12 protein-coding genes are annotated in these 17,021 nt (G+C 60.0%); 3 read left to right on the forward strand and 9 right to left on the reverse strand.

Annotation, left to right across the window (positions count from 1 at the left end; all coding sequences use genetic code 11):
- Nucleotides 1-4,395: RHS repeat-associated core domain-containing protein (locus tag KGB24_RS27090; protein ID WP_223474893.1), on the reverse strand; the 4,395-nt coding region annotated here is incomplete at its 3' end.
- Nucleotides 4,396-4,656: 261 nt separating this feature from the next.
- Here KGB24_RS27090 and KGB24_RS27095 point away from each other — a divergent pair.
- Entirely contained in the window at nucleotides 4,657-5,352 is a 696-nt protein-coding gene (locus KGB24_RS27095; RefSeq protein WP_008027335.1) for an HAD-IA family hydrolase, read from the forward strand.
- Between the two features lie 144 nt (nucleotides 5,353-5,496).
- On the opposite strand, the gene KGB24_RS27100 is transcribed toward KGB24_RS27095, so the two are convergent.
- Entirely contained in the window at nucleotides 5,497-6,243 is a 747-nt protein-coding gene (locus KGB24_RS27100) for a 3-oxoacyl-ACP reductase family protein (RefSeq protein WP_008027336.1), read from the reverse strand.
- Between the two features lie 126 nt (nucleotides 6,244-6,369).
- Between KGB24_RS27100 and KGB24_RS27105 the strand changes: the two genes are divergently transcribed.
- On the forward strand, nucleotides 6,370-7,293 hold the full coding sequence (locus KGB24_RS27105) for a LysR family transcriptional regulator (RefSeq protein ID WP_008042295.1): 924 nt from the start codon (nucleotides 6,370-6,372) through the stop codon (nucleotides 7,291-7,293).
- Between the two features lie 107 nt (nucleotides 7,294-7,400).
- Here KGB24_RS27105 and KGB24_RS27110 read toward each other — a convergent pair whose 3' ends face one another.
- From KGB24_RS27110 to KGB24_RS27125, 3 genes are all read right to left on the reverse strand, one after another.
- On the reverse strand, nucleotides 7,401-8,129 hold the full coding sequence (locus KGB24_RS27110) for an aspartate/glutamate racemase family protein (RefSeq protein ID WP_008027338.1): 729 nt from the start codon (nucleotides 8,127-8,129) through the stop codon (nucleotides 7,401-7,403).
- A gap of 57 nt (nucleotides 8,130-8,186) precedes the next feature.
- Complete coding sequence (locus KGB24_RS27115; protein WP_008042296.1) at nucleotides 8,187-9,713, reverse strand: NCS1 family nucleobase:cation symporter-1; 1,527 nt, start codon at nucleotides 9,711-9,713, stop codon at nucleotides 8,187-8,189.
- A 574-nt stretch (nucleotides 9,714-10,287) separates the two neighbouring features.
- Nucleotides 10,288-11,028: a phosphoadenylyl-sulfate reductase gene (locus tag KGB24_RS27125; protein WP_008027340.1), complete on the reverse strand. Its 741-nt coding sequence runs from the start codon at nucleotides 11,026-11,028 to the stop codon at nucleotides 10,288-10,290.
- 173 nt (nucleotides 11,029-11,201) lie between these two features.
- Between KGB24_RS27125 and thrH the strand changes: the two genes are divergently transcribed.
- Nucleotides 11,202-11,819, forward strand: a complete 618-nt coding sequence (gene thrH, locus KGB24_RS27130; RefSeq protein ID WP_008027341.1) for a bifunctional phosphoserine phosphatase/homoserine phosphotransferase ThrH — start codon at nucleotides 11,202-11,204, stop codon at nucleotides 11,817-11,819.
- A 105-nt stretch (nucleotides 11,820-11,924) separates the two neighbouring features.
- On the opposite strand, the gene pabB is transcribed toward thrH, so the two are convergent.
- From pabB to KGB24_RS27155, 4 genes are all read right to left on the reverse strand, one after another.
- Nucleotides 11,925-13,262: an aminodeoxychorismate synthase component I gene (gene pabB / locus KGB24_RS27140; RefSeq protein ID WP_223416036.1), complete on the reverse strand. Its 1,338-nt coding sequence runs from the start codon at nucleotides 13,260-13,262 to the stop codon at nucleotides 11,925-11,927.
- Nucleotides 13,263-13,478: 216 nt separating this feature from the next.
- Nucleotides 13,479-14,465: an alpha-L-glutamate ligase-like protein gene (locus tag KGB24_RS27145; RefSeq protein WP_008027343.1), complete on the reverse strand. Its 987-nt coding sequence runs from the start codon at nucleotides 14,463-14,465 to the stop codon at nucleotides 13,479-13,481.
- Nucleotides 14,465-16,000, reverse strand: coding sequence for an inactive transglutaminase family protein (locus KGB24_RS27150; RefSeq protein WP_223416037.1), 1,536 nt, complete (start codon nucleotides 15,998-16,000; stop codon nucleotides 14,465-14,467). The genes KGB24_RS27145 and KGB24_RS27150 overlap by 1 nt, the downstream gene beginning before the upstream one ends.
- A gap of 5 nt (nucleotides 16,001-16,005) precedes the next feature.
- Complete coding sequence (locus tag KGB24_RS27155) at nucleotides 16,006-16,542, reverse strand: ATP-dependent zinc protease (protein WP_008042313.1); 537 nt, start codon at nucleotides 16,540-16,542, stop codon at nucleotides 16,006-16,008.
- Nucleotides 16,543-17,021: the final 479 nt, after the last annotated feature.

The following is a 17,021-nucleotide window of genomic DNA, read 5'->3' on the forward strand; positions in this document are numbered from 1 at the left end:
GCACCCACCCATCCCCGGGCAATCACTCAACCCCAACGGATCAACCCACCCCGTGGGGCTCAACACATACCGATACCCGTTCAGGCCACCGGCCAATCCGACCGGGTCCGGCGTCAGATACCGTCCCACATCCGGCTGGTAATACCGATGCCGGTTGTAGTGCAAACCTGTTTCCGGGTCGAAGTACTGGCCCTGAAACCGCAGCGGCTGGTCGAGGATCTGGTGGGTGTCGCGGTTGAGGCGGGTGAGGCGGCCGTAGGCGGTGTATTGAACGGACCAGACGATTTCGCCGCTGTAATCGGTGAGTTCTTGCGGTGTGCCGAGGTGGTCGAGTTGGTAGTAAAACGGGCAGGCGTTGCGCGGGCCTTTGCCGTCGAGCATGGCCAACGGGCGAAAGCTGCCGGGTTCGTAGACGTAGCTGCGGTAGTGCTCGCGACTGCTTTCGGCGACGAGGTTGTCGCCCTGCCAAAAAAACTCGGTGGTGTTGCCATCGACGTTTTTGCTGATACGGCGGCCGAAGGCATCGTAGCGGTAGGTCGCCTGGCTGCCGTTGGGCAGGGTGACGCCGATCAGGCGATGTTGGCAGTCGTAACGGTACTCGGTGACCAGTTTTTGTGCAGTACCGCGGCGTTCGCGGATCAGGTTGCCGAAGGCGTCGTAATCGTAGTGGCGGTCGCCTTGCATCAGCAGGCGATTGCCTTTGACCATGGCCGGACCGGGGCGGTCCTGCATCAGCAGGTTGCCGGTCGGGTCGTGGGCGAAGTTTTCTGGTTGGTGATCTCGGGAGTGGCGGACGCGGATCAGGCGATCAAGCGAATCGTAAAGGTAGCTGCGCTGGCCGTGCCGCGTGTCGGCAATGTGGTCGAGGTTGCCGTTGGCGCTGTAGGCATAGTCGCGGCGATACAGAGGTTGCAGGTTTTGGCGGACAGCGTGGGCGTTCAGTCGACCTTGATTGTCATACTGATAATCGCTGAGCAGCAGGCCTTGTTGGCGGTTCTGTTCGCGGCCGGCGAAAAAGGTGTGAGCGGTCAGTCGGGCGCCATTGAGGTCAATGGCCGTCAGCGCGCCGCCCTTGGCATGGTGGTAATCGAGTTTGCTGTTGTCGGGCAGGCGTAGGTGGTTGAGCCGGCCACAGGCATCGTAGCCATATCGCAGCGTGCCCCAGCCTTGGTGTTCGGTGACTAGCCGACCCTGTTTGTCGTATTCGAACTCCAGCGGGTGATCGTGACCGTCATCGACGCTGACCAGTCGGCCAAGGCTGTCGTATCGATACTCGACATTGACACCGTCGGGCAGCGTCTTGATCAGTAGCCGTCCCGTCGAATCCCGTTGATAAGCCGTGACCCATTGCGAGCCGTCGTCGCCGAACTCGGTTTTTTTCAGCAGCTGTCCATTGAGATCGTAGGCATACGCGGTGCGTTGGCCATCGAATCCGGTTTCCTGTCGGATCAATCCATTGAGCGTGTAGTCCAGCAGATATTTCCCGCCGGACTCATTCTCGATTTCGGTCAGCAACAACCGTGCGTTGTCGTACCGATAAAGCAGTTGTGTGCTATCGGGATTGATCCGACGGCTGACCAGATGCAGATCATCGGCATATTCAAAGCGCGTGGTGCGCCCCAGTTCATCCCGTTCGGCGGTGACCTTGCCGTAGGCGTTGTAGCTGAAGGCGCGACTGGCACCTGTAGGAAGCATCGTCTGAATCAGTCGTCCAACGGCATCCCATGAGTCGCGTGTGACGGCACCGTGTTCGTCCTGGCGGGTAACCTGCCGGCCCAACGCATCGTAGGAAAAGCGCCGCTGACCGCCACCCGGCAAGGTCTCTTCGATCAGTTGGCCCAAGGCATTCCAGACGAAGACATGCCGACTGTTGTCCGGAAAACGGATCGACAGCAGCAGGCCTTTTTCATCGTGGTGGTAGTAGGTGACATGCCCCTCGGGGTCGGTCGCCTCGATGACCTCTCCCTGAGCATTGCGCTGATATTTCCACACGGCGTTGCCGCGATACCGCGCATGCAGGAAGCCATTGCGGTATTCGTAGGACGTTGGCTCACCTTCGGGTGGAATCAGGGCAATCAGCCGTCCGACATCGTCATAGCGGTAGCGGGTCATTGCCCCGAGCGGATTCTTTTCGGCAATCAGCCGCCCCTGGCCGTCATAGACATTGAGGTGTTCCGCCCCGTCGGGTTCGACCCTCCGCACCAGGCGTGCCCGGTCGTCGTGCTGGTAAAACGCTTCGCTGCCATCAACGTTTTTAACTTGCACGCCGCCGTTGTCATCCCAGACATAGCGCGTGTCCATCTGCGAAAACGACGCCCAATGTCGGACGCATCGCGCAGACTTGCCGGACCTTTCCCACTCCCAGAAGAAGCTCGCGCCACCAGCCAATTGCCGCTGCAGGATGACGTGCTGGTCGTCATAGTCGTAGCGTTCGCTTTCGCCGGCGGCGTTGGTCGCTTCGATCAAGCGATGACAGGCGTCGTAGCGGTAGGTCACCAGTGTCTGTTCGGTGCGCCAGGCATCTTCCAGGGTGTCGGCGGGATGAAAGCGCTGATACTCGACGGCGGCGAGGTGTCGGCGGTCGTAGCGCAAACGCAGCGAGCGTCCGGCGCCGTTGTCGAGGCGCATGATTCTGTCGGCGTTGTCCCGTTGCACTGTCAGACGGTTGCCATAGGCATCGCTGATTGCTGTCAGTCGACCTGTACGAAAGTGGTAAAAGCGCGTCGCTTCGCCTGCCATTGCGAGGATCAGTTCCTCCGGCTCATCCCCCAGGAAAATCGCCGCCCGCGACAGGCTGTTGTGAATGCTCGGGCGTTCAACCTTGGGTAAAGGGAAGGTCGTTCGACGGTTTTCGTGGTCGATCCATCTAACCAGTTCGCCGTCGATTTCCAGCCGATGTGCAAGGGCATGACTCCAGCCAAATCCGAGCCCGCAGTCGATGCCGACAGCACTGGTGCGATACACGCGGATGAACTCGAACGGCAATCGCCCATCCAGCGAACCATCGATCAGGGTCAGCAGTTCCTCGCCGGTGACCATCGATACCGGGCAGCCGTTGGTTGTGGTTCTATCCGCAGAATCGACGTTGTCGCCGTTTGGGTTTTGCGCGGGAGCAGGGGCGTCGTCGCGGTGTTCCTGGCGGCTCAGGCGGGTCTTGGCTTCGGACTTGTCACGGGCAAGGGCGACCGGGTTGTTCACCTGTACGATTGGTGATTCACCGATGGTGATGTGCAACGGAGTGGCCGGCGCGGGTTTGAGCGGCACGTTCCGCGCGCTGACCATCAGCGGTTTGAGGGCGCCGGCGTGGCTGGTCAGATCCGATCTGTTCACAAGCTCAGCCAGGCGCAAGCTTGCGGCGGCCAGCCATTGTCGTGCTCGCTCGGACTTGACCTTGCCCAGCACCTTGGTGCTGATGCCGAGTTTCAGGCCTGTAGGACCTGTGAGGCGCACCAGCAGGAAAGCGATGAGTATTTCTGTACGAATTTCCGCGACCACTTCGGCGATGTACTGCGGCGGCAACATCCGCAGCCAGCTGGTGAAAGCCGCGAGATGAATGAACATCAGCGGCTCATCACTCAACACCAGCATCACATTGGCGATGGCTTCGGCCGAAGCGTTCAGCAGTGTCTCGAGCTCAACCTCGGTCAGGTATTCAAGAAGCTTTTCACTATTGGCCTGCAGGTCCGCGATCAGGGCGTAGATCTGCTTCACGTCATCCCACAAACCGTGCAGCGACTTCTCGAATCCGCGCCAGTCGGCCCGTTGCAGCATGCCGTAGCGTTCAGGGAAACCGGCCTCGGAAAACCCCGCCCATAACGGCTGGAATTCACTCGTCCACTCGTTGCGCAACCAGCCTTCAAGCTCATCGATCACGCTGTGATAGGAGGCGTGAAGCGCCTTGACATGAGTGGTGGAAACATTGGGAAAGAACGTGATGCGGTAACGATGACCGCGCCAACACTCAGGGATTTCGAGGATGCCGCTGGGGCCGATGGTGTGATGCACCGGTTCGCCAAAGGTCATCTCGCCGTTGCTTTTTTCAATGATCGGTTCGAGCATCACCGGCGTATCACCAATGGGCACAAAGCGAGCCGCGTCGAACATATGCACGAGGGTCAACGGACCGCTGGCCGGGCATGTGGCGATCGTCGAACTGACGGGGGCGGTGGAATCTCTCGGTATGCTCAAACGAACGTCGTTGCCGACATTGAACACTTGCTCGACATCCAGCGCCCATCCTGTCCAGAAGCTTTCCGCCCAGGCCTCGTAGTCGTTGAGGCACAGGCGAAAATCGCCGAGCAGTGCTTCAACGTCCGGTTGCTCGGGGTTCATGGCCGCCACCACCAACAGGCCGATGGCGTTGTTCAAGGCCAGGACCTTGTCAGGGTTGAACATTCGCAGTCCCTCGCGCGGATAAATTGGGGTCGCGAGACTTTGCGGGGGATCAACGAGGAAAGAAGTCGGGAAAGGAGGTGTTTGGTGTAGGGCGAATCGCTAAATCATGCTCAGCGATTCGGCGAAGGTTTTGTCACCGCCGGGAGATTGCCCGTTGCTCTCTGCCGGCCGCGCTCGCTATGCTGCTGAACCCTTTAATCAAATCCCGGAATCAGCTATGCCTGAGCCAACCGGGGTGTCATTAAAAACGGATCAGATGCGATGAATGCACCGCTGAAAGAGTTCGGCCCGATCAAAGCCGTGATTTTCGACATGGACGGCTTGCTGCTGGACACCGAGGGCATTTACACCGAAGTCACGTCGATGATCGCCGAGCGATATGGTCGGACCTTCGACTGGAGCGTCAAACAGAACATCATCGGCCGTGGTGCGGGTGATCTGGCGCGTTATGTGGTTGAAGCGCTGGACCTGCCGATTACCGCCGAGGAGTTCCTGGTGATCCGCGAGCCGCTGATGCGCGAGCGCTTTCCCACTGCGCTGGCGATGCCCGGTGCCGAGGAACTGGTGCGGCACTTGAAGGCCAACAACATTCCGATCGCGGTGGGCACCAGTTCGTCGCGTCTGTCGTTCGGCCAGAAAACCACTTTGCACCGTGACTGGTTTGCGCTGTTCGACTTCGTCGTGACAGCCGATGACCCGGAAGTCGGTGCGGCCAAACCGGCGCCGGACATCTTCCTCACCGCAGCGCGCCGACTGGGCGTGGCGCCCGGGGATTGTCTGGTGTTCGAAGATTCGCCGTTTGGCGTGACTGCGGCGAAAGCGGCGGGGATGACGGCGATTGCGATTCCCGACGCCGCGATGGCAGACGAAAAATACGCACACGCCGATGGCATTCTTCGTACGTTGAAAGCGTTCAAGCCGAGTGCGTGCGGTTTGCCGGCGCTTGAGTGGGCTTAATGCGGTAGGCGCAAAGACGCAGACCAATGTGGGAGCGAGCCTGCTCGCGATGACGGTGTGTCAGCCGACGTTAATGTTGCCTGACGCACTGCTTTCGCGAGCAGGCTCGCTCCCACATTTTATTTTGCGTTTGACTGGGCCGTATCAGGCGCCGAAACCACCGTCGATAGTCAGGCTGGCACCGGTGATGTACCCGGCTTCCGGGCCTGCAAGGTAGGCGACGAAGCTGGCGATTTCTTCAGCTTTACCATAACGACCCACAGCCATCAGCGGGATCAGGCTTTCGGCGAAGTCGCCGCTGGCCGGGTTCATGTCGGTGTCGACCGGGCCCGGTTGCACGTTATTGATGGTGATGCCTCGTGGCCCAAGGTCGCGTGCCAGGCCTTTGGTCAGACCGACCAGCGCCGCTTTGCTCATCGCGTACGGGCCACCGCCGGCGAAGGGCATGCGGTCGGCGTTGGTGCTGCCGATGTTGATGATGCGACCGCCTTCGGTCATGTGTTTCGCGGCGGCCTGGGTGGCGATGAACACGCTGCGTACGTTGATCGCCAACGTCTGGTCGAAGTCTTCGAGTTTGAAGTCTTCCAGTGGGGCAACGGCCAGCACGCCAGCGTTGTTGACCAGGATGTCCAGGCGACCGAAGGCTTTGACGGTGGCGCTCACGGCGTTGCGAATCGCCTCGGCGTCGGCACTGTCAGCCTTGATGGCCAGCGCTTTGCCGCCGTTGGCGGTGAGGCTGTTTTGCAGTTCTTCGGCCTTGGCCGTGGAGCTTACGTAGGTGAAGGCAACCGTCGCGCCTTCAGCGGCCAGGCGTTTGACGATGGCAGCGCCGATGCCGCGGGACCCGCCTTGAATCAAAGCCACTTTGCCGCTGAGGTTCTGAGTAGTCATGTCGATCTCCAAAGTCGCCGTGGCGAGATGCCGCGGTTGATGGAGCCTAGTATTGATTCAGGATTACAGGCTGTGTAGACGGTAATTGCGATAGTCTGTGTAAACCAAAAGTTTATAGTGGCGCTTATGGAAACCTTCAGCAGTATCGAATGCTTCGTGCGCAGCGCCGAAGTCGGCAGCTTTGCCGAGGCCGCGCGACGCCTGAGCCTGACCCCGGCGGCGGTGGGCAAGAGCGTGGCAAAACTTGAGGCGCGGCTCGGTGTGCGGCTGTTTCAGCGCAGCACCCGTAGCCTGACGCTGACCGAGGCCGGCCATCTGTTTCTCGGCGAAGTCAGTTCCAGCCTGCACACGATCCAGAATGCCGTGGCCAATCTCGCGAGCGCCGAAGGGCGGCCGGCGGGAACGCTGAAAGTCAGCATGGGCACGGTGTTCGGGCGGTTGTATGTGGTGCCGTTGCTGGGCGAGTTTCTGAGGCGGTTTCCGGCAATCAATCCGGACTGGCATTTTGATAACCGCCAGGTCGATCTGATTGCACAAGGGTTCGATGCCGCGATTGGCGGTGGATTTGAGCTGCCGCAGGGCGTGGTCGCGCGCAAGCTGACGCCGGCGCATCGGGTGTTGGTGGCGTCAGCCGAATATCTGGCGGGGCGCGAAGTGGTCGTTGAACCGGATGATCTCAAGCATCACGACGGGATTCTGATTCGGTCGCCGCAGACGGGGCGAGTGCGGTCCTGGCAATTGACCAGCCGCACCCAGCAACACAGCCCTTTGACGCTAAAGGCGCGGATGACCATGAGCGATTCTGAAGCGGCGTGTGCGACGGCGGCTCAGGGGTTGGGGATCGCGTTGGTGAGCATGCCGTTCGCTTCGGGTTATCTGGAAGCCGGGACGTTGCAGCGGGTATTGCCGGACTGGTTTGTCGACGATGGCAACATTTCCATTTACTACGCTGAGCACAAATTGTTGCCGGGCAAGACGCGGGCGTTTGTGGATTTCATTATTGAGCAGTTTGCGGAGCAGGGGTTGGCATCGCGGTTTAGTGCGGTTTGAGCCAGGATTGAAACCGAGTCGGCCCTTTCGCGGGCAAGCCTCGCTCCTACAGAATACGTGTGATCCCTGTAGGAGCGAGGCTTGCCCGCGAAAAACGATAACGCGGTCTACCGCCCAAACCGCCCCGGCCAGCCAATGATGTGTTTCGGCCGAGGCGTCGCATACGTCCTGACCTTCGACGTCGACAACCCCAATCGCACCAGCGACTCGGCAATCGTCACCGCCGCCGTCACGCCATCTACGACCGGCACCCCGGTGCGCTGACGAATCTGCTCGTCCAGCCCGGCCATCCCGCCGCAACCGAGGCAAATCACCTCGGCCTTGTCCTCCAGTACTGCCAATTCCGCCTGACGAACAATCGCCTCAAGCGCCCGTTGCGGGTCGGATTCCAGTTCCAGCACCGCCAGGCCACTGGCCCGCACGGATGCACAACGGTCCCACAACCCTGAGAGTTTCAGCCGATCCTCGATCAACGGCACGGTACGGTCCAGCGTGGTGACCACCGAATAGGCATGACCGAGGAACATCGCCGTGCTGGCGGCAGCGTCGGTGATGTCCACCACCGGCACGTTGAGCAGTTCCTGCAACCCTTCGCGACCGTGCTCGCCGTAACCGGCCTGAATCACCGCATCGAAGGGTTGATCGTAGGACATCACTCGATCCATCACGGCGATGGCAGCCAGGTAGCTTTCGAAGTTGCCTTCGATGGAGTCGGCGCCGAAGTGCGGTGTCAGGCCGATGATTTCGGTGCCTGGCGCGGCCACGGCTTGAGCCGAACGGGCGATGGCCTGGGTAATGGATTCGGTGGTGTTGACGTTGACCACGAGAATTCGCATGGAAAGTCCTTATAGCGGGGTGGTTCTGCGGCCCGACGGTGCCGGGCCGTCATGGGGTTAATGGCTGACGTTATCGACCGCGATGGCTTCGCCGCTGACATCCGCGTAGTGCGGCTGCCGCTTGGCGATGATCAGGTAGAGCATCCCGGCGATCCCGGCACCGATCAGCCAGGAGAACGGCGATACGAGATGGAAACCCGGCACCAGCGCCAGGACGATGGCGATCAGCGCTGCAGGAATGAACGCCGCCACCGCACGTAAATTGACGCCTCGGCTGTAGTAATAAGCGCCGTCGGGGTCTTCGCTGTACAACTGCGGCACGTTGATCTGACCTTTTCGTACAAGCCAGTAGTCGACCATGATCACCCCGTACAACGGGCCGAGCAGGGCGCCGAGGCCGGACAGGAAATACACGATCACCAACGGGCTGTTGTAGAGGTTCCACGGCAGGATCAGCACTGCGATGGTCGCGCTGATCAGCCCGGCGCGGCGGAAGGTCAGGTATTTCGGTGCCAGGTTGCTCAGCACGAAGGCCGGGGCGACGAAGTTGGCCATAATGTTCACCGCCACGGTGACGATCAGGAAGGCCAGGCAACCGAGGACCAGGAAGAAAGTATTGGGGATCGACGCGATGATTTCCGTCGGGCTTTCGATGATTCGGCCATTGATCTGAAATTGCGCACCGCAAAGCAGGACGGTGATGCCGGCGAACACCAGAATGTTCACTGGCAGGCCCCAGAAATTTCCGACCTTGATCGTCTTGCGGCACGGCGAAGAGCGGGCGAAGTCGCAGAAGTTGAGGATCAGCGTGCCGTAGATCGCCAGCCACAAGGCGCCGCCGGCAAAGATGTTGCGCCACATCTCGCCGCCAGTGAGCGGTTCACGGATCGACCACGCGATGGTCGCGTTGGCCTGGGTGTACATCCACGCGGCCAGGGCGGCGACGGTCAGCAGAATCACCGGACCGGCGAACGCTTCATAGCGCCGCACCATCTCCATCCCGTAGGCAAGGATCGCCAGTTGTACCAGCCAGATCGCGACGAAACACACCCAGCCCAGGCTCGACAGACCGAGGATCGAGTTGTGGTCGTAGTCGGCGAATCCCGGATGCACCGCCGTCAGCAGCACGCGAAACACCACCGAGGCGAGGTACGTCTGAATGCCGAACCAGGCGATGGCGATAACGGCGCGGATCAATGCAGGAATTTGCGCCCCATGGATACCGAAACTGATCCGGCTGATGACGGGAAACGGCACACCGGTTTTCTGGCCCATGTAGCCGGAGAGGTTCATGAAGCAATACACCAGCGCCGCGCCGATCCCGAGCGACAACAGAATCTGCCAGCCGCCCAGACCCAGTGCATACAGTCCGATGGCGAAGGAGTAGTTGGCGATGTTGTGAACGTCGTTGGTCCACAGGGCAAAAATGCTGTAACGGCCCCAGCGCCGGCCTTCGGCCTTGGTCGGCGCCAGGTCTTTGTTGTGCAGGCGCGGGCTGAGCACCACGGGGTCCTGAAACGTTTGAACGGGGGAAGAGGAGGGCAGATCCAGCGCGATGTTGTTATTGGAGAGGCTAGTACGCATTCCGGCAGGCTCCGAGCTTGGCGTCGCGATGACTGTGCATGAGCGTGGGCTCGACAAATCTTCGTCGCGGACAACAAGCATCATTGGTCACGGGGCATCTGCAGCCTGTACGGGATAGGGCGCTTCAGGCTTGCGGATCTAAAGTGTGTGTATGTTTTGAGGTGATTGTATACAAAACATGTATGCACTTAAGCCAGATCCATGCCAGTCAGCGATCTATAAAATTCACCGGTAATTTCGTTTTGTTATCTGTAATTGGTAAGTGACTGAAATAAAGACGATATAAATTGACCGATTGAACAGGTATTTATTTTTTGGCGGAATTCGCGGAGGTGTGAACGAGGGAATGTCAGGCGGGATGAATGTAACTTTTCAGGGCGTAGAAACGAAAAGTGCACACATAAATGGCACCTAAGGTGACATTCGTGTGTACACATTTATGGGCGGTGCAATAAACCTGTAGGAGCGAGCTTGCTCGCGAAAAACGAAAGAGCGGCGCGGGGTGTCAGGTTTTCATCATCTTCGTTGACGACCATCGCGAGCAGGCTCGCTCCTACAGGGATATTACAAAAGATCAGGCTTTTGACTTGCTGATGATATTCCCTGCATGCAACCCGCATTCTTTCTGCGTCGCCTCTTCCCACCACCAGCGACCTTCACGCTCGTGCTGGTTCGGCAGCACCGGGCGGGTGCACGGTTCGCAGCCGATGCTGATGAAGCCGCGTTCATGCAGGCTGTTGTACGGCAGCTCGAGCATGCGGATGTAGCCCCAGATCTCTTCGCTGGTCATTTGCGCCAGCGGATTGAATTTGTACAGGGTGCGTTCCGGGGTGGAGAAGGCGGTGTCGATTTCCAGCACCGCGACGGCGCTGCGGGTGCCGGGGCTCTGGTCCCGACGCTGGCCGGTGGCCCAGGCGGTCACGCCCGATAGCTTGCGGCGCAGCGGCTCGATCTTGCGGATGCCGCAGCACTCGCCATGGCCGTCCTTGTAGAAACTGAACAGGCCTTTTTCCTTCACGAACGGTTCGAGTTTCGTGTAGTCCGGCGACACCAGCTCGATGTCGATCTTGTAGTGCTCGCGCACTTGATCGATGAAGCGGTAGGTCTCGGGGTGCAGGCGGCCGGTGTCGAGGCTGAACACTTTGACGTTCTTGTTCAGCTTCCAGGCCATGTCTACCAGCACCACGTCTTCGGCGCCGCTGAAAGATATCCACAGGTCATCGCCGAACTCGGCAAACGCGAGTTTCAGGATGTCCTGGGCGGATTTGTTGGCATAGGTCGTGGCGAGTTCCACGACGTCGAACGTTGGGCTCATCAGGGCGGCTTCCTACAGGTCGGTGGCGCTGGGCGCTCTATATGGCCTTGATGGTAACAAAATCCTGCAACCACTGGCGCGCCCTCTGCGTTGCGCAGGTCAGTACGAGTCGCTAGAGTTCGGCAGTCCTTTTGCTCGCTCGACTCAATAATCAATACAAATGGGAGTGTCTTGTGGAAATTGCCTGTCTGGATCTTGAAGGTGTGCTGGTCCCGGAAATCTGGATCGCCTTCGCCGAAAAAACCGGAATCGAATCCCTCAGGGCCACCACTCGGGATATTCCCGACTATGACGTGCTGATGAAGCAGCGCCTGCGGATTCTCGATGAGCATGGCCTGAAACTCACCGACATCCAGGAAGTGATCGCCACGCTCAAGCCGCTGGACGGTGCCATCGAGTTCGTCAACTGGCTGCGTGAGCGCTTTCAGGTGGTGATTCTGTCGGACACGTTCTACGAGTTCTCCCAACCGCTAATGCGCCAATTGGGTTTCCCGACCTTGCTCTGCCATCGCCTGATCACCGACGATGCCGGGCGGGTGACGAGCTATCAGTTGCGTCAGAAAGATCCGAAACGTCAGTCGGTTCTGGCGTTCAAGAGTCTTTACTACCGGGTGATTGCGGCGGGGGATTCCTACAACGACACCACGATGCTGGGCGAGGCGGATGCGGGGATTCTGTTCCATGCGCCGGATAACGTGATTCGCGAGTTCCCGCAATTCCCGGCGGTGCATACGTTTGAGGATTTGAAGCAGGAGTTCATCAAGGCTTCGAATCGGGCGTTGAGCCTGTAAATCCACACCCTGTAGGAGCGAGCCTGCTCGCGAAAAAACCGAGAGCACCGCGGAGTGTCAGGCGTTTCAAGTCATCGTTGACGTCCATCGCGAGCAGGCTCGCTCCTACAGGTTTTGCAGGGTATCGAGCAGCACCTTCACCTTGGTGATCGACTCCTGATACTCGGCCTGCCACTGCGAATCCGCAACGATCCCGCCACCGCCCCAGCAACACACCTGCCCATCCTTGACCAGCAAGCTGCGAATCGCGATTGAACTGTCCATCTCGCCGCGCACATCCAGATACAGCAACGAACCGCAGTACAAACCGCGTCGGGTCGGCTCCAGTTCATCAATGATCTGCATCGCGCGAATCTTTGGCGCCCCGGTAATCGAACCGCCGGGGAAGCTGCCAGCGATCAGGTCCAGCGCATCCCGGTCATCTGCCAGTTCGCCGGTTACGCTGCTCACCAGATGATGCACATTCGGATAGCTTTCGAGACTGAACAACTCCGGCACCCGCACCGAGCCAATGCGGCACGTACGGCCGAGGTCATTGCGCAGCAGGTCGACGATCATCAGGTTTTCTGCGCGATCCTTGGGGCTGGCCAGGAGTTCGGCGGCGTTCGCCGCATCTTCCGCTGCGTTTTGGCCTCGAGGGCGAGTGCCCTTGATCGGGCGGGTCTCCACGTGGCGGTCGCTGACTTTGACGAAGCGCTCCGGCGACAGGCTCAGCACTGCGCCACCGTCGGGCAGGCGCTGGAAACCGGAGAATGGCGTCGGGCACGCCGCGCGCAACGCGCAGTACGCGGCCCACGGATCACCTTGGCACTCGGCGCGGAAGCGCTGGGCAAAGTTGACCTGGTAGCAGTCACCGGCCTGAATGTACTGCTGGATACGTTCTATTGCCTGGCGATAGTCATCAGCGCTCAGGTCGGCGCTCATCGGCGCCTTGAGCTTGAACGATTCGATCGTTTCAGCCACAGGATGACTGAACAGCGTGATCAGGCGTTGACGTTCGCTGTCGATCAGCGACGGGTGGAACACCAACTGACTGGTCATCCGTTGGTGATCGCTGATCAGTGCCCAGTCGTAGAGCCCGAAACGCGCATCCGGCAATTGCAGATCGTCCTGTGCCTGGCTCGGCAGGTTTTCCAGGTGGCGGCCGAAATCGTAGCTCAGGTAGCCGATCAGGCCGCCGGCGAAGGGCAGATCAGGCGCCAGCGTCGCTTCACCGAGTCGTGTCAGATTGTCGCGAAGGCGTTGCAGGAAATCGCCACCGCTTTCGTCAGGCATTACCGCCAGTTGTTCCAGTGGCCAGGCACTGAGCAGGTCATAACGCCCGCGATCAGCCGTTGGCCGGCCACTGTCGAGCAGCACGGCGCCGGGGGCATGACGAATCGCCGCGAAGTACTCGGCGGGGTTGGCGCGATAGGGGAGCGGATGTACGGAGCAGGTCAGCATGGGCGGGGCAGATCAGCCATCGAGGCGGGGTGGCGATTGTAGTCCCCTCGGGGAATTGCTCCTAGAGGGGATGTCGGGGATTGGCAGATTGGAGGCTGGGTTGAATGGTTTGGTGGCTGTGAGTCCGTCTTCGCGGGCAAGCCTCGCTCCTACAGGGGGCACACGTATTCTGTAGGAGCGAGGCTTGCCCGCGAAAGGGCGCGACTCGGTCCCGGATCAACCCTCAACCGCAGGAATATGCCCGAACATCTCCTGCACAAACGCCATGCGTTCCTCGACGGTCTCGGTAATCCCGCGTGCTTTCAACTCTTCCAGCCGCGCCTCGACCGCATGGGTGCGCAACGTCAGGCCGCAATCATTGGCGATCTGGATGTTCAACCCCGGCCGGGCATTCAGCTCAAGAATCAGCGGCCCTTTCTCCTGGTCCAGCACCATGTCGACCCCGATGTAACCCAGTCCGCACAGCTCGTAACAGCCGGCCGCGAGTTTCATGAAGCCGTCCCAGTAGGGCAGTTGCACACCGTCCACCGCGTTGGTGGTGTCCGGGTGCTTGGCGATGATGTTGTTCAGCCAGGTACCGCGCAGGGTCAGGCCGGTGGCGAGGTCGACGCCGACGCCGATGGCGCCCTGGTGAAGGTTGGCCTTGCCGCCGGACTGGCGCGTCGGCAAGCGCAACATCGCCATGACCGGATAGCCCATCAACACGATGATGCGAATGTCCGGCACGCCTTCGTAGCTGATGCTTTTGAAGATCTGGTCGGGGATCACGCGGTATTCGATCAGTGCACGGTCACGGTGGCCGCCCAGCGAGTACAGGCCGGTGAGGATGCTGGAGACATGGTGCTCGATTTCCTCATGACTGATGATCTTGCCGGACACCGTGCGATAGCGCCCCTCGAAGCGGTCGGCAATGACAATGATGCCGTCGCCACCGGCGCCCTGGGCCGGTTTGATCACGAAATCGCTGCGCCCGCCGATGATTTCGTCGAGGTTGTCGATTTCCTTCTCGGTGGAAATCACGCCATACAGTTCCGGCACATGAATGCCGGCGGCGATCGCGCGCTCCTTGGTGATGATCTTGTCATCGACAATCGGGTACAGGCTGCGCTTGTTGTACTTGAGCACGTAGTCCGCGTTGCGCCGATTGATCCCCATGATGCCCCGGGCTTCCAGGGCTTTCCAGGTCTTCCAGAAGCCGAACATCAGGCGTCAGCCTTCTTCAGGAAAGCCTTGAAACGTACCAGTTCGGTCAGACGGTAGCCGCGATAACGGCCCATCGCCAGCATGAAGCCCACCAGGATCAGCAGGATTGCCGGGAAGGTGAACACGAAGTAAACCAGCTCCGGCACGCTCATGATCAGGTGCGCCAGGGACGCGGCGAACAACGTGCCGATGGCCACTTTCATCGCATGCCCGGAGCCGCGTTCTTCCCAGGTGATCGACAGGCGTTCGATGGTCATGGTCAGAATCACCATCGGGAACAGCGCCACGGACAACCCGCGTTCCAGGCCCAGCTTGTGGCTGAACAGGCTGATCGCCGCGATTAGCACCACTACGAAGGTCAGCACCACCGACAACCTCGGCAGCATTTGCAGCTTCAGGTGTTCAAGGTAGGAACGCAGCGACAGCCCCAGCGCCGTGATGATGGTGAACAGCACAATGCCGAAACCGAGCTGGGTTTCGCGGAAGGCGAGGGCTATCAGCACCGGGGTAAAGGTGCCGAGGGTCTGCAGGCCGATCAGGTTGCGCAGGATCAGGATCACCAGCACGCCGATCGGGATCATCACCATGATCATGAAAGTCTGCTGGGTTTGCAGCGGCAGGCCGTACAGCGAGTATTCGAGGAAATTGGCGTCGGTGTTTTCGTCGGTCAGCTTGGCCAGGCGAATGGCGTTCATTTCGCTGTTGTTCATGCTGAAGGTGACGGTGGCCTTCTTGCCGCCATCGACGGTGATCAGGTTTTCGTCACCGGTCCACCACAACAGGCGGTCGGTCGGCAGGCCTTGCTCGCCGGTTTCCGGGTTGAAATACAGCCAGTCGGTGCCGTTGAAGCTGCGCAGCCAGAGTTCCGGGGTTTGCGGCTGGTCGGCCACGAGGCGGATGGTGTGGACCTTTTCCACCGGCACGTGGGCGATGGACAGGACCAGTTCAACGATTTTGGCCTTGTGCCCGCTGGACGGATCGCCGCCCAGCAACAGTTTCACGTTGTCATCGTTGACGTTGTTGACCCGTTTGATCGCTTCGCCGATGAAGGTTTCGACATCAGCCGAGTGCTGGCGGATCGGCGCGAGCAAGGCTTCAGCGGCAACTTTTTCCGCGCCTTCGACGGCGATGCTGTCGCGGAAGGTCGGGCCTTTGACCTTGGTTTTTTCCCCGGTGTAGCGCTTGGTCAGCACCAGGCGGTAATAAAGGGTCTGGTTGCCTTTGGCCCGACGTGCCGACCAGGTCACCTTGCGGTTGCCGTCGATACGGTTCACGGCCACGCCATAATTATTGGAGATGAAGCTTTCGTTGAGGCTGACGAAATCACGGCTCAGCGGTGGCACGAACATCTGGATCTTGACCGGGTCTTTGGCACTGGCGACGAACTCGACCTTGGCGTCGATGTTCCACAAGTCGTCGGTGGCGTCTTCGGTCACGGGAATGCCGAGCACGAAGATCTGATAGGCCGTAACTGAAATGCCCAGCACCACCAGGATGGCGATCAGCATTTTCAGATGGAGGGTAAGAGAGCGCATTGGAATTACTCTGCGGTATGAGCGTCGGTGGCGCAGGCGGGTTTGCCAGCAGCGTATTTAAGACTGGGGTCGACCAGCGCATCAAAGCGCTTGAGCGCTTCGGAGCCGATCAGGAGCGGGTATTGGAAAGCGCTGCGGTCGGTAAGGTTCACTTCGATACTGCGTAACGCCGAGCCCATGCAGATATCCAGCTCGATCACCGGACGGGCGGTGTACTTCTTGCCTTCTTCCGGATCGTAGTCGCCGGCACGGCGCTTGATCTTGCTGACGCGGGCCAGTGGTCGTTCGATCGGGTGCGAGTGAGCGGCGTCGATCGCCAGATAGAAGCGCACCCAGGACTCGCCATTGCGTTTGAAGCGTTTGATGTCGCGGGCACTCAGGGAGGCGGTTTTCGCCCCGGTGTCGAGTTTGGCCGCGACTTCCAGATTGATGCCGTCCAGCGAGGCGTACTCGTTGAGGCCGTACACGGTTTTTTCCCCCGCCGCGGCGACACCGGGCAGGCAAAGCAGATAAAGGAAGGTGGGGAAGGGCTTGAGTCTCATAAATCCTGGTGCGCAGCGGTCCGTGTTCGATTCAAGGCCCTGGCATCGCTGCGCAAGCTCCCTCGTATGCCTATCAACTATTTGTGACAGTTCGTGCAGATGTCACAAACAAATGCGGGCGGCATTCTAGCACGGTGGTTTTATGGCGCCAGCGCTGGGCTCTTGGGTTTGGTGTTTGGGTGATGGGGGGTATATCCGTTATTTGGGTGATGGCGGGGATTGGTTTCGCCCTTACGGCGAGTCACTTGGAAGAGCCCCAAGTAACCAAGGGCTTTTGCCCCTTTCGTTCGGTGCCTCGCTGTGGCTCGGCATGCCCTCGCTCCGGTCCTGCTCCGTGGGCCCGCCGCGATCGGCCATCCCTGGCCGTGCGCGGCTAACCCGGCATCCATGCCGGGTTGCCCACTGCGCAGAACCTGCGCTCGGCCTCTCGAGGGGGCGACTACCGCCACAGCCGCCGAGGCGGCCTGAAAGCCGACCTG

The organism is Pseudomonas sp. BF-RE-25 (assembly GCF_019956105.1).
GTDB classification, from domain to species: Bacteria; Pseudomonadota; Gammaproteobacteria; order Pseudomonadales; family Pseudomonadaceae; genus Aquipseudomonas; species Aquipseudomonas migulae.